Annotated in this window: 22 protein-coding genes; 8 read left to right on the top strand and 14 right to left on the bottom strand. The window is 49.1% G+C overall.

All coding sequences use genetic code 11. The features are described 5' to 3' along the window. Window positions 1–4: 4 nt before the first annotated feature. The 7 genes from PHF32_00295 to PHF32_00265 are packed head-to-tail and all read left to right on the top strand — an operon-like array spanning window position 5 to window position 6,240. On the top strand, window positions 5–622 hold the full coding sequence (locus PHF32_00295; protein ID MDD4559169.1) for a methyltransferase: 618 nt from the start codon (window positions 5–7) through the stop codon (window positions 620–622). Continuing rightward, window positions 619–1,476, top strand: a complete 858-nt coding sequence (locus tag PHF32_00290) for a hypothetical protein (GenBank protein MDD4559168.1) — start codon at window positions 619–621, stop codon at window positions 1,474–1,476. The genes PHF32_00295 and PHF32_00290 overlap by 4 nt, the downstream gene beginning before the upstream one ends. Next, window positions 1,469–2,026 carry a CDP-diacylglycerol--glycerol-3-phosphate 3-phosphatidyltransferase gene (pgsA, locus tag PHF32_00285; GenBank protein ID MDD4559167.1) on the top strand — a complete coding sequence of 186 codons (558 nt, stop codon included), beginning with the start codon at window positions 1,469–1,471 and terminating at the stop codon, window positions 2,024–2,026. The genes PHF32_00290 and pgsA overlap by 8 nt, the downstream gene beginning before the upstream one ends. After that, the gene (locus tag PHF32_00280) at window positions 2,026–3,078 is read left to right on the top strand and encodes a DUF4837 family protein (GenBank protein MDD4559166.1); all 1,053 of its coding nucleotides are present in this window, start codon (window positions 2,026–2,028) and stop codon (window positions 3,076–3,078) included. The genes pgsA and PHF32_00280 overlap by 1 nt, the downstream gene beginning before the upstream one ends. Then, window positions 3,075–4,796: a hypothetical protein gene (locus PHF32_00275; GenBank protein ID MDD4559165.1), complete on the top strand. Its 1,722-nt coding sequence runs from the start codon at window positions 3,075–3,077 to the stop codon at window positions 4,794–4,796. The genes PHF32_00280 and PHF32_00275 overlap by 4 nt, the downstream gene beginning before the upstream one ends. A gap of 15 nt (window positions 4,797–4,811) precedes the next feature. Next, window positions 4,812–5,579 carry an ABC transporter ATP-binding protein gene (locus tag PHF32_00270; GenBank protein ID MDD4559164.1) on the top strand — a complete coding sequence of 256 codons (768 nt, stop codon included), beginning with the start codon at window positions 4,812–4,814 and terminating at the stop codon, window positions 5,577–5,579. Between the two features lie 4 nt (window positions 5,580–5,583). Continuing rightward, complete coding sequence (locus PHF32_00265; GenBank protein ID MDD4559163.1) at window positions 5,584–6,240, top strand: thermonuclease family protein; 657 nt, start codon at window positions 5,584–5,586, stop codon at window positions 6,238–6,240. 293 nt (window positions 6,241–6,533) lie between these two features. Here PHF32_00265 and PHF32_00260 read toward each other — a convergent pair whose 3' ends face one another. The 8 genes from PHF32_00260 to PHF32_00225 are packed head-to-tail and all read right to left on the bottom strand — an operon-like array spanning window position 6,534 to window position 11,955. Next, window positions 6,534–7,172 carry a thiamine diphosphokinase gene (locus tag PHF32_00260; GenBank protein MDD4559162.1) on the bottom strand — a complete coding sequence of 213 codons (639 nt, stop codon included), beginning with the start codon at window positions 7,170–7,172 and terminating at the stop codon, window positions 6,534–6,536. Next, window positions 7,159–8,040, bottom strand: a complete 882-nt coding sequence (locus PHF32_00255) for a M23 family metallopeptidase (protein ID MDD4559161.1) — start codon at window positions 8,038–8,040, stop codon at window positions 7,159–7,161. Before PHF32_00255 ends, PHF32_00260 begins: the two co-directional genes overlap by 14 nt. A gap of 35 nt (window positions 8,041–8,075) precedes the next feature. After that, a complete protein-coding gene (locus PHF32_00250; GenBank protein ID MDD4559160.1) occupies window positions 8,076–8,801 on the bottom strand; it encodes an energy-coupling factor transporter transmembrane component T in 726 nt (241 codons plus the stop codon). Next, window positions 8,798–9,373 carry an ATP-binding cassette domain-containing protein gene (locus PHF32_00245; GenBank protein ID MDD4559159.1) on the bottom strand — a complete coding sequence of 192 codons (576 nt, stop codon included), beginning with the start codon at window positions 9,371–9,373 and terminating at the stop codon, window positions 8,798–8,800. Before PHF32_00245 ends, PHF32_00250 begins: the two co-directional genes overlap by 4 nt. Beyond that, window positions 9,357–10,031, bottom strand: a complete 675-nt coding sequence (locus tag PHF32_00240; protein ID MDD4559158.1) for an ABC transporter ATP-binding protein — start codon at window positions 10,029–10,031, stop codon at window positions 9,357–9,359. The genes PHF32_00245 and PHF32_00240 overlap by 17 nt, the downstream gene beginning before the upstream one ends. Continuing rightward, on the bottom strand, window positions 10,021–10,947 hold the full coding sequence (locus PHF32_00235) for a hypothetical protein (protein MDD4559157.1): 927 nt from the start codon (window positions 10,945–10,947) through the stop codon (window positions 10,021–10,023). The genes PHF32_00240 and PHF32_00235 overlap by 11 nt, the downstream gene beginning before the upstream one ends. Beyond that, complete coding sequence (locus tag PHF32_00230) at window positions 10,944–11,477, bottom strand: ECF transporter S component (protein MDD4559156.1); 534 nt, start codon at window positions 11,475–11,477, stop codon at window positions 10,944–10,946. The genes PHF32_00235 and PHF32_00230 overlap by 4 nt, the downstream gene beginning before the upstream one ends. A gap of 1 nt (window position 11,478) precedes the next feature. Beyond that, entirely contained in the window at window positions 11,479–11,955 is a 477-nt protein-coding gene (locus tag PHF32_00225) for a cytidine/deoxycytidylate deaminase family protein (protein MDD4559155.1), read from the bottom strand. Window positions 11,956–12,490: 535 nt separating this feature from the next. Between PHF32_00225 and PHF32_00220 the strand changes: the two genes are divergently transcribed. Continuing rightward, window positions 12,491–13,714 (top strand): hypothetical protein, encoded by a 1,224-nt coding sequence (locus PHF32_00220; GenBank protein ID MDD4559154.1) that lies wholly within the window; start codon window positions 12,491–12,493, stop codon window positions 13,712–13,714. Window positions 13,715–13,723: 9 nt separating this feature from the next. Here PHF32_00220 and PHF32_00215 read toward each other — a convergent pair whose 3' ends face one another. From PHF32_00215 to PHF32_00190, 6 genes are read right to left on the bottom strand one after another with little or no spacing between them, the layout of a single operon-like run. Beyond that, window positions 13,724–15,157, bottom strand: coding sequence for a bifunctional UDP-sugar hydrolase/5'-nucleotidase (locus tag PHF32_00215; GenBank protein MDD4559153.1), 1,434 nt, complete (start codon window positions 15,155–15,157; stop codon window positions 13,724–13,726). Next, window positions 15,154–15,891 (bottom strand): 3-deoxy-manno-octulosonate cytidylyltransferase, encoded by a 738-nt coding sequence (kdsB, locus tag PHF32_00210; GenBank protein ID MDD4559152.1) that lies wholly within the window; start codon window positions 15,889–15,891, stop codon window positions 15,154–15,156. The genes PHF32_00215 and kdsB overlap by 4 nt, the downstream gene beginning before the upstream one ends. A gap of 22 nt (window positions 15,892–15,913) precedes the next feature. Continuing rightward, window positions 15,914–17,764, bottom strand: a complete 1,851-nt coding sequence (gene mnmG / locus PHF32_00205) for a tRNA uridine-5-carboxymethylaminomethyl(34) synthesis enzyme MnmG (GenBank protein MDD4559151.1) — start codon at window positions 17,762–17,764, stop codon at window positions 15,914–15,916. Between the two features lie 9 nt (window positions 17,765–17,773). After that, a complete protein-coding gene (gene yihA / locus PHF32_00200) occupies window positions 17,774–18,382 on the bottom strand; it encodes a ribosome biogenesis GTP-binding protein YihA/YsxC (GenBank protein MDD4559150.1) in 609 nt (202 codons plus the stop codon). Continuing rightward, window positions 18,375–18,746: a 6-carboxytetrahydropterin synthase QueD gene (queD, locus tag PHF32_00195; protein ID MDD4559149.1), complete on the bottom strand. Its 372-nt coding sequence runs from the start codon at window positions 18,744–18,746 to the stop codon at window positions 18,375–18,377. The genes yihA and queD overlap by 8 nt, the downstream gene beginning before the upstream one ends. A gap of 8 nt (window positions 18,747–18,754) precedes the next feature. Further along, a complete protein-coding gene (locus PHF32_00190; GenBank protein ID MDD4559148.1) occupies window positions 18,755–19,687 on the bottom strand; it encodes a magnesium transporter CorA family protein in 933 nt (310 codons plus the stop codon). Between the last annotated feature and the right edge of the window lie 168 nt (window positions 19,688–19,855).

The following is a 19,855-nucleotide window of genomic DNA, read 5'->3' as shown; positions in this document are numbered from 1 at the left end:
GCCTTTGGCGACATATCAGGAAGTGCTGCTGCCCTTTGCAGGCAAAAAGATCAAGCAGGATTCCTCCGGTCAGGGAGTATCAATTGCCGCAGAATTGCTATATCGGGAAGTGATTGCCACCGGTGGGCATGGAGCTCTACGAGCAGTGGAACTGGGCTGCGGCTGTGGGATTGTAAGCATCATGTGCGCACTTTCCCGGCCTCTGTGGAAAATTTCCGCCATTGAGATTCAGACGCATCTGGCGGCTCTGGCATGGCAGAATGCGGCGGCTTGCGGAGTGGAACTGGAGCTGCATTGCGGTAACATGAAAGAGCTTACCGGGCAATATGATCTGGTTTTTACCAATCCGCCCTGGCGCAAGCTGAACAGCGGGCATCTGAGTCCCAATAGCGAACGTAATATCTGCCGCTTTGAGCTGGAAATCAATATGGAAGAGCTGCTGGCATCCATCCAGCGTTTGATGGCACCGCAGGGAAAGGCAATACTGATCTATCCCGCACAGCGGTGGGAAGACCTTCAGCAGCTCATCGGGAACACTCTACTTGACATAATCAAGCACACAATACATTATGGTAACAAGGCCTTCTTATTGGCCATCATAAAACACAGGGATGTTATATGAACGCAAGATTTTATCTGATCCTGGTGCTGCTGAGTCTGCTCTTTGGAGCCTGGGCATATCTGGCACACAATCAGGGAGAAAGCGTGAAGGCTTGTTATAATGAGCTTTCATTGCTTCCAGTTTATGCCTATGTGGCGGATACCACTCATGTGGAGCCCATCAGAAATGGACTGGAGGGAATTTCTCCCTTAAAAGGCTATGAATACGAGACTGGGTATCAGGCGGCGCTGGAGCTGATTGAAGCTTATGCCTTGCCGCTCACCAATGATATGGTGTCCACATATAGTTTTCCGGATGTCTTCACTATCACTTTTCCCTCGAACAAAGCGGGGATCGAGGCCAAAGCCCGGGTGATGGATCTCTTGCGCATGTATCTGCCGGAAGAAGATATCGACGCTCAGACAAGCGCTTACGGCAAGATAATGGAAGAATTGGACAGGCTGTCCCATCGTAATCTGATCCTGAATATCTTTGTGGGATTGCTCTTGTTTCTCATCTTTATCTTCAGCCGCCTCAGCTATGAATTGCACATCTATCTGAAGCAAAAACGACAGTTGATCAGTGTGGTGGATGTGATGCGTCACAATAAACTCAATGCAGCCCATAGCTGGTTGATGATGCTGGTTCCCGGTGGAGTGGTGAGCGGATTGTATTATCTGGGGGTGTATCTGGAGCGCTGGGAAAACCTGGCTTCGTGGTGGAGCTTTGCCTCGATGGGGATATTGAGCCTGATTGCCACGCTTGTGATTTACTTCAACCTCAGAGTGTATGAACACGAAGCGATCCTGGGAAACGCAGAACCAGTGGTGGTGGTTAGTGAAAAGCCGGAGAATAAGGAGGCGGATAATGCGTAAATATATCCCCAATGCTCTCACAATCCTGCGTTTCCTCCTGGTTCCGCTGTTTCTGTATCTGCTATTTCTGCATAGTGGTACGAATGCGCCGATGTTGAGTCTGATCGTGTTTGCGCTGGCATCGCTCACGGATTACGTGGATGGGATGTTGGCGCGCAAATGGGATGTAATCAGCGATTTTGGCAAGATCATGGATCCCCTGGCAGATAAGTTGCTGGTGCTTTCGGCGCTGTTGGGATTGTGTTTGCTTCAGCCTTGGAGACTCAACATCCTGATCTTCATCATAATCCTGATTCGTGAAGCGGGAATTACGGTATTGCGTGAAGTCTTGCAGCAGCGGGGGACGGTGTTGCCGGCCGACAAACTAGGTAAAGCAAAGACTGTAATGCAGATGTTTGGCATCATCTTTGCGCTTGCTGCCTGGGGCATGCTGCCTTCGATCAGTGATGGCCTGCGGCTGGTTGTCCAAACTTGGTTTTGGCTGGTGGTACTGATCACTATATTCAGCGGATTCAATTACCTGAAGCTACTCTTTGTAAAGGAGGGATAATGCGTTACATAATGGTATTACTAAGCCTTTTGCTACTCTTTGCCTGTTCCGGAGGTGAGAAAGAGCCGGCACGCTACGATAGATTTGATGATGTGATAGACCATTCCAAACCTCTGGCTATGGGTGACGAAAGGGATGTGTATCTCTTTTGTGATGATGACAATTGGAAAGCGCTCAAGCCTTTTGTGCAAAGCAGTATTGAGCGCGAACTGATCCTGGTCTATGGGGAAAAGTATTTCCGCCTGATTCATACTCCGATTGCCGAAGCTGAGACCTATTCCAAACATCGCAATCTGCTCTTTATCGGCGATCTGGAATCCAACGCAAAGGTGTCCCAGTATATGCGGTCAAGCTTGGCGGAAGACTTTATCAACCGCGTGAAATCCAGCGGAGGCGATCTGTTTATCGCCAACAATCACAATAGCCGGGATCAGTTGATCATGTATCTGATGGGATCAAACCAGCTCAATCTGGAGAAGATCGGCGCCATTCAGAGCGATAAGATATTTGAACTGCTCATCAAGCGCTATGCAGAACGCCTGGGATATCAGGCCTATCAACAGCCTGTCATTCCATCTACCTTTTGGAAAGATTATCCTTTCAGCCTGAAGATACCCAATAACTACAGCCTGTATTCTAACGACAAGCTGGGACGCTTTATTAGCTTCATCTATCGTGCCCGCATGCAGGATAGCCAGATTCCGGATAAATATATAAATGTGTATTATGAGGATATGCCCGAGAACGTGATCGATCATCAATGGCTGATCGATAAACGTAAGATGTTGGGAGAAAAGTACTTTGAAGGCGATACCTTCGATGAAGAAGTGATCCGCAAAGAGCAGACCAAGCTCGCCGGATATGACGCCTATCGTATTGTGGGAGCGTGGAAAAACATGACTCACCTCATCGGCGGGGCTTTCCAGTCCTATGCCTTCTGGAACAATGGCAAGGCTTACATCGTGGACAACAGTGTGTACTTCCCTGCGGGAGATAAACTGTCCCTCCTGGTGGAACTATATGTAATATCCTCCAGCATTGAGGTCAAATGACGCGAACGCTGCATTACACAGTCCTTACCATGGTGCTTCTTGCTTTGGCTGCCTGCGCCACAGTGCCGAAGAAGGCAGCATCCGATGCCTCAGAGATTGATGAGGCTTGGGAGGATGCATCCCGCCCCAATCTGGCTTCCATGTACTATCTGATGAGCGGGAGCTATCTATCTCTGTGGGGGGATTACGCCGTGGCAGATCAGGTATTAAACTTGGCTATAGCACAGGATTCCGGCAGTCCGCAATTGCGCAAAGCATACTTTGAAAATGCTGTAAATTACTACCGCTCAGCTCGCAATGCGGATGCCTCTCTGCGTTTGCAGGAATTGCTGAGTGAGGCACGGCTGAACTATCAATTTGATCGTTCCATGCTGCATGAAGCCTACAAAGCCTACGAAAGCCTGGGCGATATGGAAGGTATGGCCTGGGCAGTGGATGAACTGGAAAGCAAGTATCCCGATGCCTGGACGCTGTTCTACAAATACACGCTGCAAAAAGAGCGTTACGGCACAGCGGATACCAAGCTTCTGCAGCAAGCGGAGAAGCTGAATAAGGACGATACGCGGCTGGATCAACTGATCGCACTGTCCTGGATGGGAGAGGACGACGACAAGGCCATCTCGATCCTGCAAGAACTGCCTTCGGGTATCCTGAATGAGGCCTTGCTGCTGTCTCTGCTCGATAAAAAAGGCGATCCGGACATTGTGGACAAACGCTTCGAAAGCTTTAGCTATCCCGAAGACAGTCAGGCCATGACGGGGTTTCTGTTCTATTACAATCAGAAACCGGATGCACAGAGAATCTTCGCTCATCAGGATAAGATACTGGCAACTGGGGATACAGGGATGTTGGTGGTGCTTGCCACCAGTGTGGTGCAGGCAGAATCTGACGAAAGCTACTACAGAATGCTGGATTATCTGGAACACAAAGTACCAAGCCCTCAAGCGGACAGCAAATACGCAGCTATCCTGCTCTTTCATGCCATCAGGATATCAGATCAGAGAGGTATCCGCGAGCTGTCCGACCGTATCTTTGCCTCCGGTGACCTCAATTCCGCCCTCTATACGGCAATCCTGCCTTCCGGCATCAGCGAAGAAGAATTGGCAAACCGCCGCCAGAAGATTGTGGCAGACATCCGTAAGAACCTTGATAACGGCCTGCTAAGTAACTACTTGCTCTATATACTCAGTGAAGATGAAGACCCGGAATCTCCGGCTCAGCTACAATTCAGCGAAGCGCTGTGGGACAGAGGTTATGGCGACAAGAACGATGTGATGGCAATGCTGGATTTCTTTATGCAAGCGGGCGATGAACGCAGCCAGATATTCTATCTGAGAGATGCCTTGAAACGCTGGCCAAACGACGCTATGCTAATGAATAACCTGGGTTATTTACTGCTCTCTTCCCCGGAGGATTGGGATGAAGCAGAACGCTTGATATCTGCTGCGATAAAGCAGGAACCAAATTCGGTAAGTTACCTCGATTCCATGGCTTGGCTGCACTATCTGCGCGGTGAATACGGTAAAGCCCTGGAATATATCCCCACCATCGAAGCCTCCTCGGTGAAATCTGCCGAACTCTTCTATCACATAGGCATGATCTATCTGGCTCTGGAACAACGGGATACTGCCCTCAGGTATCTGCAGATGTCCGTGGATGCAGCCTATCCTGAAAACTATAGCAATATGGCCAAAGAACAGCTCAAGATCCTGAAATAGGACTATCCTGGCACAGTGATCAAAGTACAAAACCTCTACTGCGGATATGATGAGAAGGACATCCTGAGCGATGTTTCTTTTGAATTGCCAGCAGCGGAATTTACCGCACTACTGGGACCAAACGGAGCGGGTAAATCTACTCTGCTCTTCGCTCTGATGGGCTTTCTGAAAGCTCGCAAGGGTAAGATCCTGATCCGGGACAAACAGCTGGGAGCTTACAGCAGGACAGAACTGGCTGGCATCTTTGCCTACATTCCCCAAGAGCTGCATAGTGAATTTGACTACAGTGTGGCCGATACTGTATTGATGGGGCGATACCCCTTTATGGACATCATGCAGAATCACAGCGAAGAGGATCGGGAACTAGTCGATATCACTCTTAGGCGGCTGGAACTGCATCACTTGCGCCACAGATTTCTACACCAACTCAGTGGAGGCGAGAAACAGCGCGTTTACATCGCCAGAGCCTTGGTGCAGCAAACTCCTTACATCCTGCTGGATGAAAGCCTTTCCCAATTGGACATCAACTATCAGCTGGAGATCATGCGCCTGTTACGCAGTATTTGCAGTGAAGAGCACAAGGGTATCCTGCTTATCTCGCACAACCTAAATCTTTCTGCAAACTATGCCGACCGTATGCTCTTCATCAGAAATGGCAGTCTGCTGCATAACGGTAAGCCCGATACATTGATGCAAGACGATATCCTCAGCGATCTCTATGGAATCAGGCTTAGCACTGCCCGCAATCCCATTTCCGGTACCAACAACATCATTTATCCCTAACACCATGAAATACGTTCTTATCATCACGATGCTTCTCATCATTCTGCTGGGTATCTTTACATGCCCGGAAAAGAGCTCTATAGCTACAGATACCTACAGAGTAGTGCGGGTAGTGGATGGAGACACATTCATCGCTTACATCGACGGCAAGGACGAGCGCATCCGTCTGATCGGAGTGGATACCCCGGAATCTGTGCATCCAAACAAAGACGTGGAGCACTATGCTCTGGAGGCAAGCGATTATCTGAAAACCTTACTGAAGGATGAAAGGGTATATTTCAAGTACGACCAAAGCAACAGTGCTACTAACCACAAAGACCGCTATGACAGGACATTGGCTTATGCATATCGCGCCAGTGACTCCCTCTTCATAAACGCCGAAATCATCAAGCAAGGCTATGGCTTTGTCTATACTTCCTATCCTTTCACTTATCTGGAGGATTTTCTGAAGCTGGAACGTGATGCCCGGATGCAACAGCTCGGTCTTTGGGGCGAAGCGGAAGACACTGTGGCGTCATCTGATAGCCTGGTCTGGTTCAATCCCGGAAGTAGTAAATACCATCGCAACAGCTGCCGCTACACAAAGGAAGGTTCTCTGCCCATTCCACTCTCCGAGGCTTTACTAAAGGGCTATGAGGCATGCAAGGTCTGCAAACCATAGTGACTCGTCGCTGAACTCCAATTTTGCAGATACTTCTACAGAACGATGCAAAAGCTTCATTCCCCCTTTGGTTTATCGATACTTGAACCTGATATTATCGGGTTATCATCGAGTGAACACAGGATGATAACGGCTTGATATCAGCTTCAACACTGTATCAAACAAAGGGAAAGAGGAGGAATTCACAAGTTGCCCTCGGTTGCTGTGGTATTACAGATATTCCCATACCTAGCTTGACATGACCCTAGATAGTATATACGGCAAACACCGGTTCTATATATAGTCCGCAAGCCCTACAGCGGGGTATATATAGCCAGAACCTCACCTTCTGCCACTTTCAGGCTGATCTCTTCTCGGTCAAACACATTGCTGATGCCGCGGCTTTGGTGTTGATGTATCCTAAGGCCTTTCAGCGGATACTCAAGCCCCTCGGACGCAATGAAACACACGCAGGGACTGTAGGCAACCAGCGAGAGCAAATCTCCCTTTTTACCCTTCAATGTCAGTGATTCCCGAATGAAGAAGATGCGCTGGCTATCGCTCTCTATGAATGCCATGATCCCTTGCCGGTGCAGATCAAGAAGGTTCTGAACGATTGCCAGACAGTGATCAAAGCGTCCCTGCATATCATTGCAGATAATTATGCGGGTATATCCCTGCGTTACACACCAATCCAGCGCCAATTCGGTGTCCGTGGCATTCTTGCGGGATTCATGACGCAACAGGGGTGTATCCGGATACTCATTAAATAAAGCCGGATTGAGCGAATCCAGATCTCCTACAATTATCTTGGGTGAAAGCTTTTGTTCAAAGACGGTTTGCAGCCCGCCATCCACAGCTATAATATCGCCATCGATGCCGGTATATGAGGAGAGAATCCTATTCGGAGCATGATTGGTGATCAACCATGCGCTCTTATCAGCGCATAGCATAGCGGTCCACGCGGTTGAGGTAGTTTGCCGGATTCACCTTGCGTTCGTTCAGGTGCACTTCATAATGCAGGTGTGGCCCGGTGGAGAGCCCGCTATTGCCCATCAGAGCGATGATCTGCCCTTTTGTAACGGTCTCGCCTGCCTTTACGCGGGAGGTATAGAGATGGGCATACATACTGCGATAACCATTGCCATGATCCACCAGTATCCGTTTGCCATAGCCATCATCATAATCGGCATAAACTACTGTGCCCGCAGCTGTAGCATAGACTGGAGTTCCCATCTCATTGGCGATGTCTATACCATAATGAAATTCCAGACTGTTTGTGATGGGGTGAATGCGAGTGCCCCAGGCGTCTGAGATGCGACCGAAAGTGGGATATATCGAGGGGATATCTCCATCCACGATCTCTGTGTCCTCTTGCAGAAGAGGGCTTTCAGGGAGATTTGGTACCAAAACCTGCATGATATGAACCAGTTTCTTCTCGGTATCTTCAATCTTCAGTTTCAGTTTTGGATCAGCGAAACTATGATTTGTGAGGCTTGCTCCACCGCGATAGAGAGCAGGATTGTTCTTCTTTTCACTCTTCAGACCCAGGGAATCAAGCATGCAGTGGATGGAATCGACCGTGGCATCGTAGAGCTCTATTTTGGCGCGCAAAAGCCTGTTCTCTTCTTCCAAAAGAGCAAGCTTGCGGCTTTCCGACATCGCGTTCATTAGGTAACCAAATCCGGCTGAAAGCACCAGCAAAAGCAGCAGTATCGCCAATTTGGCATACAAGGGTCCCTTCTCTGGACGCAATTCTCCCAAGCCTGTGGGACTTAATTCATTATTGTTGATAATCTTTGTATCTTGTTGTTCTGTCATAACATTCATACTATGATGCAATTAATATTCCAAGATCATGATAAACGGTAGATCAGCACTGCAACTCCCAGTATCCAAAGCAGGATGCCAAGGTCATACAGTCCAAAGGCATAGCGGTTCAAACTGCTGCGTTTCCCCTTGCTGCGAAAACCTCTGATCTCCAAAGCAATGGCTTGCCTGCCGCTCATCATGATGATATCCGCAATGGCCGTGATGGCCAGGATCTTATAAATCTGAAGCTTATCATTCATTCTCAAGCGGCGAATACTGATTCCGCGGTCCCTCAGCTCTTGCATCTGTTCCTTGAACTTTCCGCTATAATAGGGGATCAATTGCGCCATGTAGGATATCATAAATGATATCTCCTCAGGCAGATTCAGTGCGGCAAATGCGGCTCTGTACTGGCTGAAATCCATTCCACTGAGGCTGATGGCACAAAGGTAGATGATCAGGATGCGTAGAGATAGAAAGGCACTGCTTACCAGAGCGTAGTTATGGATGTGCACGATGCCCAGATCCAGTGCGATGCCCCCTCCCTTGCGAAAGAGTAGCTGGATAATCACCAAACTCAGCACCAGCCACATCAGCTTTTTGAGCCCAAGTAATCTGTTCCACAGCGCTTTTGCTCCGCTGCGATACTCGCACAGCCAGGCCAGGAAAAAGACGATCAGGAGTGAATCCGGACTCTGCAAGATGATGGCAAGGCTGCTGTAAAACACACAAAGTACAAAAAAGCTCAGAGGATGTAAAAGCCGCTTCACACCAGCTTTCCTTCCGCTAGCAAAAGTGTTCTATCCGGTATCAGCAGTCCCTGGATGTGGCTTACGATCAGCATCCCTTTGCGCAGAGCCAATAAATCCGCCAACAGCTTTCTGCGATCGTTGTCCAGAGCAGTAAAGGGCTCATCCAAAACCAGATAGTGATCCTTTAAACACAAGGCAAGGCTTAGAAGATAGCACTGCCGGGTGCCTTTGGATAACTCCCGCAGAGGTAAGCGCCAGATATCGCCAAAACCCTGCATCAGAGCATGTCCTTTTACCGCATCCACAGCCATACCGGCCATCTGCCAGATGCTAAGATCCTGCTCCAGAGTGATCCCCAATATCCTTCCGTCAGCCTCCTGAGGCAGGTAAAACAAGGGATGCTCACAAGTGTCTATCTTTCCTGCATTGGGACTCAGTTTACCGCACAAAAGCTTCAGCAGCGTACTTTTACCGCTGCCGTTTTCTCCACACAGCAGGATGTTTTCTTCCCTGTTGAAATGGTGTGATAGCGCCGTAAACAGTGCTTCCCGCTCAGGATAGGTAAAGCCAAGCTTATGCAGGGTGAACACTTGTCTTCTCCAGATGAATCCGGCTATCAGCCATGCTAATGATGTGCGGATTGTGGCTGGCCAACACGATTCCCTTCCCCAGTTTGCGCAGTTCCATTAGCCATTCGCAGAGCAGCGCCAGTGAGCTTTCGGACAGCCCTGTTTCGGGCTCATCCATCAGCAATACCGGGTTTTGCATGGAATCGCATATAGCACAAAGCAGCAAACGCTGTTCACCTCCGCTAAGGTTCTGCGGTGCAGCTTGCAGCAAATGATATATGCCAAAACGATCTGCAGCGCTATCAATGCGCTTGCGTATCTCGGAGGGTGGCAAGCCCATATTTTCCAGTGCGAAAGCCAGTTCCAGTTCTACTGTGGGCATCAGCATCTGCTCTCTTGTTTCAGCTGGAGCAAGGCTGATGAAGCGGTATATTTCGCACAACGGGATTTCTTTCAGACTGCGGTCTCCCCAGCGGATACTTCCGGACACACGAGCCGGGATCCCTTTTGGGATAATGCCGCACAGGCAATTGATCAGGCTACTTTTACCGCTGGAATTGCCTCCTGAGATCACTAGGATTTGCCCTGCGTCCAAGTCCAGATTCAAGCCTTGAAACAGGGTTGCCGGAGCATCGGGAAATTGTAGCTCCAGCTCGCGCATCTGAAGTTTAGGGAACAAGCTCGAAATATAGGGTATCATTCAAGAGCATTGGCTCTGCCAGAACGTCTCCCAATTCCATCACTTCCGTGGCACGGGGGAAGTGCATATTCAGCTTTACATTCGGGCTCAACTGCCACTGAAGTGCCTTTGCCAGAGGTACAAGGACAGAGGCATTGTAGGTATCGATCAGCGCTTGATAATCCACCTGAATATAGCTGATATTCTTCATCCACATTCCACCCGGGATTTGCGGACTTTTCACGTTGTATGTACCTTCTTCAGTAAGTTCTAAAACCGCTCCCGCCAGTTGCGAAGGGTACACAAGCGTCTGAATCAAACCGTCACGGCTATATATCACCACATCCTTGATCGGCAGGTCGCTCAGTTTTCCCACAAAGTCGTCAAAGCGATAGCCCTTCATTTTCACAAAGGGTTTGGGATCCTGCACAAGTTCCTGTTTGGAAAGAAACTCTGCTAAAGAGTAGAACTTTACAGGGATGGGTATCTCTTTGTAATGTTCCAGGGAGATTCTCTTTACATCCCGCACCCAGTACATGCTACGCAGATGGGGGAAGATAATGCGAAGTTGCTCATTGGGAAAGATATTGCCTTCGCCTGTATGCGCCAAAAAGCAGGTGAGAGTATCCCATTCTGCTTTATTGAATTTTACTTCGTAACGATCTCCGGATAGAAACTTAATCACGGCAAAATCGCCCAGATTCTGCTCTTTCAACCAGGTGTCGAAGCGTATGCCTTTCCAGGTATTTATCACGGTCTCACCATCCACTTCCTTGCTGGTAGAAAATTCCTGAGCTGGTATCTTGAAGAATTGTTCATAGGAATATTCGTGGCTAATGCCTTGATTGTCAGTAATAATCAGAGCCGCCAGGGGGTCCATCAAAACCAGTATCAGTATTAATAAATAGTATCTCATTGTATCATCCTCGTTTCTTTTAAACTCTTATAGATTCCATAACTTAAGACTCCACCCACCGCCCCGGAAACCAGCGCCATGGCCAATACAATCAGCATGATAAGAGGCGGATGCCGAAACATTACATAGACCGAAATCAAGGCTCCGGCACCATTGGCTAGTGCGCATATAAAGATCTGTGAAAGTATGTGGTTACGCTTGGCAAAGGTCATATATACCAAGTCAGCCACCAAGCCGGGAACCGTGTAGGATATCAGCGATAAAGCACCCTGATTGCCGGATATGCCAAAGATCAACACGCCGATCGCTTGGATGAGGCCAAACATAAAGCCGGTAAAGGGTTTATTTACGATTACAATCGCTAACACCAGCCACATCATATAGAAACCTCCGGCAAAGGAACCACCAGGGATGCCCAAAGGGCGGGATAGAAGCTTGAAAATAGGCCCTACCAAGGGTTTCACCGCAATACCGAGTGCCGCCAGGGATGCAATCAGGATCAATTCTTTCACAGAGAAGTGTTTCAGCAAGTTAAGTCATCCTTGTCATGTGCCCACTTTCCAAATCCAAAAGGATCATCTCGATCCCGGATTCCCGGAAGAGGTTGGTGGCCAATTCATCGGGATAGGAGTTGGCAATGTAAACGGTTTTGATTTCAGCATTTATGATCATCTTGGCGCAGATGCTGCAGGGTTGGTGAGTACAGTACAAAATCGCCCCGCGTGTGCTGCTGCCATTGATTGCCGCCTGAATGATGGCGTTTTGCTCCGCATGAACTCCACGGCAAAGCTCGTGTTTCTCGCCGGAGGGGATGTTGTTCTGCTCTCTCAAACAACCGGTTTCGGCGCAATGAGGACTGCCTTTGGGGCTACCATTGTATCCGGTGGAGATCAGTTGATTATCCCGCACCAAAGCGGCACCAACTGCTCGGCGCAGACAGGTACTGCGGGTGGATGCCAAAAATGCCATCTTCATGAAGTACTGCTGCCAGGAGGGACGTTTATCCATATATATCACCTGATTGATACGATATTTTTACTAAAAAGACATTGGACACTATTCTGTCAAGCAGGAACTTGGGCTGAAGCTGCTTAACAGCCCAAAAGCATATGGAATGAATAATCCTTCCCCTGAGAATCATCCTCTGCTGAAGCAGATATCATCGTGTTATCATCGAGTGACCACTGCTTGATAACGGCTTTATATTGGCTTCGGTACCACTTGATGTATACAGGAGGAATAGCACACATAAGGTTGAACGTTCCGCTTCGCTTCACTGTTGAACGGCCTTCGGCCTGTTGAATGCTCAGGTTTTGCCTTCGCTGTTGAACGGTGTTGCAGTTCTGCAGTTGGGGGTTTGTACCTCGTGCCTCAGACACGTCTTGGTCAGTTAAACTTCCCACTTTCGATCGTGATAATTTGTGAAGATCAGTGTAAATCTGTGGACAGAAAGAAGCATCTCGCACAAAGCGGATTAGACTATATTTCAGGCGGAGATGTGGTATATTTTTGCCCATGAAGAGACGAATGAAGGATACCATCAATGAAACTTACGATGCTACCCAAAATACCCGGATCAAAATCCATATTACAGCGGATAATGGTGCTGGCAGCCCATGCCAGGGCGGATATCAGGCTGGAAAACTACAATCCTTGCGCTGATGTAGTGGAATTGGAAAGCGCAATGAAGACATTCGGCTATCATGTAGAGAAAAAACAAGATGGCATGCATTTCCACTTCAATGAGAACGCACATCTGGCAAGTTCGCATAAGTATCAGTTTCAGGAATCCGCCACCGCCTTCAGATTGTGGCTTTCGGTGTTGGCAAACCTCAAGGGAACAAAGTCTTACATAGCAATTTCGGATATCCTGCAAAAGCGGGGTTATACTCCTTTACGCAATGCTCTGGAATCAATGGGAGCAGCGTTTTCACCTAACGAAAACATCCTGACTATAGACTCAAGCTGTCTGAACGGTGGAAAGGTCGATTTACGAGATTCAATCAGCAGTCAATTCGCCAGTTCTCTTGTGCTTGCCGCACCTTACATGCAGAATGACCTCTGGTTGAGGCGGGATCAATATCAGGTTTCGCTGCCCTATCTTCAGCTTAGTCTGCAGATGTTGAAGACCTTTGGGGCAGAGATCATGGAAGAGGGAGATTATCTTCGGGTATTGCGGGGTAAGTACAGCCTTCCCCGGCACTTTACTGTGGATTCAGATATCTCTACTGCAGCATTTTACGCCGCCCTTGGTGCTGTGCAGCCGGAAGGTGTGCGGATGCAGCTACAAATCAATCCGGAATATCCTCAGGCCGATATGGCAATCTTCCCAATCCTGACTCAGATGGGGGCGCAAGTAGATTGGTCTGGAAGCGTTTGTAATATCAAACCGGGAAGGATGAAGGCTGTGGACTTGGATCTGAGGGATTGTCCTGATCTGATGCCTATCCTTAGCATTCTGGCGCTCTTTTGTGATGGTAAAACTGTTCTGCGGGGCATTGCCAGGTTGAAGCATAAAGAGAGTGACCGGGTATTGGGAATAGCTCGGGTGCTGGATTTGATCGGGGTGGCTTATGTGCTGAATGAGGACTATTTGGAGCTATATCCTATCGGGAACAGGGAACTGCCTGCAGTGCAGTTGGATACGCAAAACGATCACCGCTTGGTGATGGCCTTCAGTTTGCTGCGGAAACGCTATGTACAAATATCGCTGAAAGAGACTGCATCGCTGGCGAAGTCTATACCGGGTGCAGAGTTAGATAAATAGATAGAGGTGTTATTCTTTAGTTTGCGGAGGGGCAAACTGCTGTTGTACCTGGTTTATGACGGCATCCAGAAAGAGATCGCCCTGTTCTACTACATCAAAAGGCTTGAATCCCAGATACTTGTCCCACTGACTGAGAATGTAGTCGTGACTCACTATGCGGTAAACTCTATCCAATTCCAAGGGTTTATTATCGATGCGGAAGTCGGTGGTAGAATCCTGCAGCCATGAGGCTTCACTTACAGTCATGATATCGTAGGGCTTTGTTTCCAATATCTGCAGGTTTTTGGTCTGGGCGGTCAAGATATCTCGGCCGTAACAGGAGAAAAACACTATGGTATTGCCAAAAGGGATGCATTCATGCAGATCGCGCAGAGTAATCTCGCCTTGGGGCAGATTGCGCCTGAAACCGCCGTTGTTTACCATGGCGAGTTCGGTTTCCGGATACTCTTTCACCAAAGATTGAGCGACCCACATAATGCTGGGCGTAACGCTGAATTTGTCGGAGATAAAAGGCTCCGGTAGAATGCCAACTGTTTTACTGAGTTTGCGCTCCATCTCACCTACACTTTCCTCCAGAAAGCTCGCCAGATCGCTCTGATAGTCTGCAGGGGGCTGGGACAGCGGGATCAAGCGATTGGAAAAGTGCGTGATCCGGTCTTGCCGAAGCTTTAGATCAACTTGACCCAACGATTGTAAGTGACTGCCGGTGGATACTATATAGATGCCGTTAACTACTTGTGCGGGTTCAAAAGCCAGATGCGAATGGCCGCCGATGATCATATCAACTCGCTCGTCCAATTGAGTGGCGAGCAGGCTGTCCGCTTCCCAGCCGTTGTGACTGAGGAGTACCAGCAGATCGCTCTTGGCATCTGCTTCATCCAGTACCCGGTCGATGGCCTCTTTGTAAGGCAAGATGTTCAGGTTTGCCACGTTTTCTGGTTTCACCCTTTCGGGCAGACTGTCTATAGTGAGGCCTATCACTGCGATTCTGGTATGTCCCTTGTGGAAGACTTGATAAGGCGCATGGCCAAAACTGCTGCCATCAGCATTCAGTAAGTTTGCGCTGAGGAAGGGAAATTTGGAGCGCTCCACCAATGCCCGGGAGTGAACCTCGGAGACATCGAACTCGTGGTTGCCAAAAGTGGCGGCATCAAGATCGAGTCGTTCAAATACTTCCAATACGGCTCCGCCCTTCAGAGCATCGTATTCCATGGAGGAGAAGATGGAGCCGGTTTGCATATCTCCGGCATCCAGCCATAATGTGTTCTTATGACCCTTGCGGGCTTCGTCCAGATGGTATTCCAAGGCAAGGTATCCGCCTTGGCCGTTGCGGGCAGGTTCGTAGGCGGCGTGACTGTCGTTTGTGTGCAGTATTCTCAGGTTTTGGGCACAGGCAGTGAGTAACAAGAATAGAAATAGGCAGAAGTAGAGGCTATATTTCATAGAGATTTACCTTTGGCAAGCGCTGCGGATACCTTTTTTAAGTCCTCGGGAGTGTCGATGCCGATGCCTTTGTAATTAGTTATGGTCATGCGGATGGGGATGCTGTTTTCCAAAGCGCGCAATTGCTCCAGCTTCTCGATGGCCTCCAATTTGCCCACGGGTAGGCTAACGAAACGCATCAGCGCGGGATGACGGAAGCCATACACTCCGATATGGCGGAAATAGCGGCAATCCGGGTCTTTATCGCGATTGTAGGGGATGGGGCAGCGGGAAAAATAGATGGCGTTCTGCAGGGAGTCAGTCACCACTTTCACCATATTGGGATTTGTAATGTCTTCATCGTTTTCAAAAGGTGTCATCAGGCTGGCCATCATCACCGCTTCATCTTTGAAGGACTGTAGTAAAGCCGTTAGTGCCTCAATACTTATGAGCGGTTCGTCTCCCTGAATGTTCAGGATCACGCTTTCTTCCTCCAGATATTCCGCCACGGCTGCTACACGGTCGGTTCCGCTGGGCAGGCTGCTGTCGGTAAGCATCACCACGGCTCCAAAGTCTTGTGCCACAGAGGATATCTTCAGATCGTCGGTGGCGATAATCACATCGTTGAAGAGTTTAGAGCGGCTTGCTCTTTCCCAGACATGTTGAAGGATGGGTTTTCCGGCCAGCAATGCCAGAGGCTTTCCGGGAAAGCGACTGGATGCATAGCGGGCAGGGATCACAGCATAGCTTATCATCTCTCATCTCCCCGGCAGAGGCTTATCCGGAAGGATCCTCCGCCTTGTTGTAGTGCTTTTTCAGCCAGATCAACAGGGCTGACGTATCGGTGTAGTTCACACCGGGGATGCGCATAGCCTGCGCTAAGTTGAGTGGCTTGATTAGCGCCAGCTTTTCCCGCGCTTCCCAAGCTAGGCTCTGTATATTATGGTAGTCGATATCTAAAGGAATGCTATAGTTTTCTGCCTTTTGGTGTCGCGCCAGTTCCTCGTGCATACGGTCCAGATAGCCGGAGTACTTTATTTCCAGTTCCACTCTTTGTTGGGTATCGGTGCTAAAGTCCTCGGGAATCCGGTAACCATAGCGCTCCAGATCTTCCAGATGCAGTTCGGGACGTTTCAGTAGCAGAGCCAGCTTGACGGGTTCCTTCAAATCCGGATGCATAGTGCTGTTGTGAGTCTGCAGATACTCTGTCTCGCGCTGCTTTACACTCAGCATGGTTTGAAAAGCTTGCCAGCGTGTGTCTGAGACCAAGCCCAATCGGTAACCGAGCGGCATCAAGCGCTCATCAGCATTGTCCTGACGTAGCAGCAGACGATATTCAGCACGGGAAGTGAACATGCGGTAGGGTTCGTTTGTGCCGCAACTCACTAGATCGTCGATCAAAACACCGATGTATGCCTCGCTGCGTGACAGGATGAGGGGGTCTTTGCCTTCCAGTGCCAAGCTGGCGTTTATTCCTGCCATCAATCCTTGAGCGGCGGCTTCCTCATAACCGCTGGTACCGTTTATCTGTCCGGCAAGATACAATCCCTTGATCTGCTTGCATTCCAAAGAGGGATAAATCTCGGAGGGATCCACATAGTCATACTCGATGGCATAGGCATAGCGCATGATGCGGGCTTTTTCCAGTCCGGGGATACTGTGTACGATGCGTTCCTGCACCTCTGTGGGCAAGCTGGTGGATATTCCGTTCACGTAGCCTTCGATAGTATTCAGGCCTTCGGGTTCGATGAAGACATGATGGCTGTCACGTTGGGGAAACTTTACAATCTTATCTTCGATGGAGGGGCAATAGCGGGGTCCGATTCCCTTGATGACACCGCCATAGAGAGCCGATTCATGCAAATGATCGCGGATGATGCGATGAGTTTCCGGTGTGGTGCGGGTCATGTAGCAACTCACCAGGTTCTTCAGGGGGATGTTGCGGTAATATGAGAAGCCGCTGGGATCGGGATCGCCCGGTTGAGCTTCTAGCACGCTGTAATCCAGACTATTGAGGTCAACTCTGGGCGGGGTTCCTGTCTTGAATCGAAGCACCTTCAGTCCCAAATCTGCCAGGGAGCGGGAAAGCTCGTCTGAGGACGGTTCTCCGCTGCGTCCGCCGTGATAACTCTTCTTGCCGATATGAATAAGTCCCGCCAGAAATGTTCCTGAGGCGATGATCACTTTAGAGGCGTAGTATCTGTGTCCAATCTCGCTGATGCAGCCTTTTATAATGCCGTTTTCCACGATCAATTGTGCGATATTGGCTTCGATGAGCTGGAGTCCGGCACAGTTCTCCACCGCTTCCCGCATCAGAAGCGAGTATTGGGAGCGGTCGTTTTGTGTGCGGGGTGCCCATACAGCCGGGCCTTTGCTGTGGTTCAACATCCGAAAGTGAATCCCGCTGAGGTCGGCAACGCGTGCCATTTCACCACCCAGGGCGTCAATTTCCCGTGCCAGATTACCCTTGGCGGGGCCTCCGATGGATGGATTGCAGCTCATGCGGCCAATAGCTTCCAGCTTCATTGTAAACAGCGCAGTGTTTGCGCCCCGGCGTGCTGCCGCCAAGGCCGCTTCGATGCCGGCATGACCGGCTCCGACCACGATTACATCAAAGTGCTCGAACATATATGGCTGCTACAATTTACTCTGTAAAAAGTCACAAATCTGCTGAATCCCGGTGTTTTTCAGGGAAGAGACAGCGTAGATGGGTTTATCAGCAAGCGCCAGCCCTTTTGCCAGATCCTCCAGAAGCTTCTTGTGCTTGGTCTTGGGCACTTTATCTACTTTGGTGGCGATCACACAGTGGTCGATCTTCTTGATGCGCAGTATATCAAGCATCATGATGTCCTTTTTGTCGGCTGGATGCCGGATGTCCACAAGCACAAACATAGCTTTCAACTGGTTGCGTTGTTCAAAGTACCTATTTACCATCCGGCGCCATTTTTCCTGCTCTTTCTGGCTAACCTCGGCAAATCCGTAGCCCGGCAGATCGGTAAATTGCATAAAACCTGCGTCTTCGCTGTCATCGATCTTGTAGCGGGTCAGGAAGAAGTTCAATAGTCTGGTTTTTCCCGGTGTACCAGAGGTCTTGGCTAGTTCATGATGATTTGTAAGCAGGTTTATGAGGGAGGATTTTCCCACGTTACTACGTCCGGCAAAAGCAAATTCGGGGTATGCGGAAGCGGGGTAGTCTACCGGTTCCACCGCACTTTTTACGAAGTATGAATCTACTATTCTAAGCATTACTATAGATTACGCTGCTGCGTTCGGATTCGTAGATTTCCACTTCTTTGATCTTCGCAGGATAATTGACCAAGCCTCTTTCCATTTCTTTGTAGATGATGCGTGCCAGATTCTCGGAAGTGGGATTTTGCCCTTCCAGTAGGGGCATATCGTTCAGATATTCGTGATCAAATTGGTCCAGGATGCAGGTCAGAATGTCTTTGATGACGCCATAATCCAGGCCCATCCCGATCTCATCCAGCGTTTCACACTCAATTCCCACCCGCACTTTCCAATTGTGTCCGTGCAGGTTTGAACAGGCTCCCTGGTAACCGCACAGCCGGTGTGCGGCGGAAAATTGATCACTCACGTTCAATAAAAACATACTCACTCCTAAAAATACTTTTTGCGGATGAAGATAAAGACTAAAAGCATCGAGAGCAACACCGAAAATCCCATCACTATGAAGAATGCGTGGGGATGGGATTGTAGGGGTAGAATCAGATTCATACCGTAGATGCTGGCTATCAGTGTGGGCAGTGCCAGGATGATGGTGATCGAAGTAAGAAACTTCATCACCACATTCAGATTGTTCGATATGATCGAGGCAAAAGCATCCATCATGCCACTGAGGATGCTGCTGTGGATGATCGCCATCTCGATAGCCTGTTTGTTTTCGATGATCACATCCTCGATGAGATCTTCAGCCTCCGGATCCTCCAGCAGCCAGCGAGAGCGCTGCATCCGTTCCAGAATGATCTCGTTGCTCTTCAAAGATGTATTGAAAAAAACCAGCGATTTCTCCATCCGGAGCAAGCGGATTAGCTCCTTATTGCGCATAGATTGGTGAAGTTCGCTTTCGATATTGTTTGTGCGCCGGTTGATCTCTTTCAAAAACTTTAGATAGTAGATGGCCGTGCGCAGATTGATGGCCAGAATGAAGCTTTGTTGGGTGATGTTGAAGGCTTTGTGCTTGCCGTCCAGATACTGCGTGAGTATCTCATTTTCGTAGAAAGACACAGTGATCACCTTGTCTTCCACAACGATGATCCCCAGAGGTGCAGTGGCAAAGCTGACGCTGGCAGAACGATGACGGTAATACAACGGTACACGCAGGATGATGAGCATTGCCCCTTCGTCATGCTCCATACGTGAGTTCTCATCGGCATCCTGAAGGTCTGTGATAAAGTCTTCCGGGAGGTCATATTTATCCAATACAGTTTTCACTTCTTCCGGGTCAGGGTTTTCCAGATGCACCCAAAAGGATTCATCCCAATTGAGTGCAGGGACAAAGCGCTGACCGGCAATCTTGTAATACAGAATCAATTCCGATACCTCCTTTCTTTATCATGTGATGCCAGTTTCCCAAAGGCGATACAATTTGGCAAGGTATTTTCATCTTGAGGCAATGCACGGGGCACAACCATGCCTTCACAATCTATATAGCGGACACAACTGGGACAAAAAATGGCGCACCCCAAGGATGCGCCGCTT

The sequence above is a fragment of the Candidatus Cloacimonadota bacterium genome, from assembly GCA_028706475.1.
GTDB lineage: Bacteria > Cloacimonadota > Cloacimonadia > Cloacimonadales > Cloacimonadaceae > UBA5456.
This window is presented reverse-complemented; position numbering and strand designations above follow the sequence as displayed.

Excerpts from the sequence above, each read along its gene's own strand:
- PHF32_00290 (MDD4559168.1), top strand. The coding sequence starts at position 619 with ATGAACGCAAGATTTTATCTGATCCTGGTGCTGCTGAGTCTGCTCTTT.
- pgsA (MDD4559167.1), top strand. The coding sequence starts at position 1,469 with ATGCGTAAATATATCCCCAATGCTCTCACAATCCTGCGTTTCCTCCTG.
- PHF32_00280 (MDD4559166.1), top strand. The coding sequence starts at position 2,026 with ATGCGTTACATAATGGTATTACTAAGCCTTTTGCTACTCTTTGCCTGT.
- PHF32_00275 (MDD4559165.1), top strand. The coding sequence starts at position 3,075 with ATGACGCGAACGCTGCATTACACAGTCCTTACCATGGTGCTTCTTGCT.
- PHF32_00265 (MDD4559163.1), top strand. The coding sequence starts at position 5,584 with ATGAAATACGTTCTTATCATCACGATGCTTCTCATCATTCTGCTGGGT.
- PHF32_00260 (MDD4559162.1), bottom strand. The coding sequence starts at position 7,172 with ATGCTATGCGCTGATAAGAGCGCATGGTTGATCACCAATCATGCTCCG.
- PHF32_00255 (MDD4559161.1), bottom strand. The coding sequence starts at position 8,040 with ATGACAGAACAACAAGATACAAAGATTATCAACAATAATGAATTAAGT.
- PHF32_00235 (MDD4559157.1), bottom strand. The coding sequence starts at position 10,947 with ATGAGATACTATTTATTAATACTGATACTGGTTTTGATGGACCCCCTG.
- PHF32_00225 (MDD4559155.1), bottom strand. The coding sequence starts at position 11,955 with ATGGATAAACGTCCCTCCTGGCAGCAGTACTTCATGAAGATGGCATTT.
- PHF32_00220 (MDD4559154.1), top strand. The coding sequence starts at position 12,491 with ATGAAACTTACGATGCTACCCAAAATACCCGGATCAAAATCCATATTA.
- PHF32_00215 (MDD4559153.1), bottom strand. The coding sequence starts at position 15,157 with ATGAAATATAGCCTCTACTTCTGCCTATTTCTATTCTTGTTACTCACT.
- kdsB (MDD4559152.1), bottom strand. The coding sequence starts at position 15,891 with ATGATAAGCTATGCTGTGATCCCTGCCCGCTATGCATCCAGTCGCTTT.
- mnmG (MDD4559151.1), bottom strand. The coding sequence starts at position 17,764 with ATGTTCGAGCACTTTGATGTAATCGTGGTCGGAGCCGGTCATGCCGGC.
- yihA (MDD4559150.1), bottom strand. The coding sequence starts at position 18,382 with ATGCTTAGAATAGTAGATTCATACTTCGTAAAAAGTGCGGTGGAACCG.
- queD (MDD4559149.1), bottom strand. The coding sequence starts at position 18,746 with ATGTTTTTATTGAACGTGAGTGATCAATTTTCCGCCGCACACCGGCTG.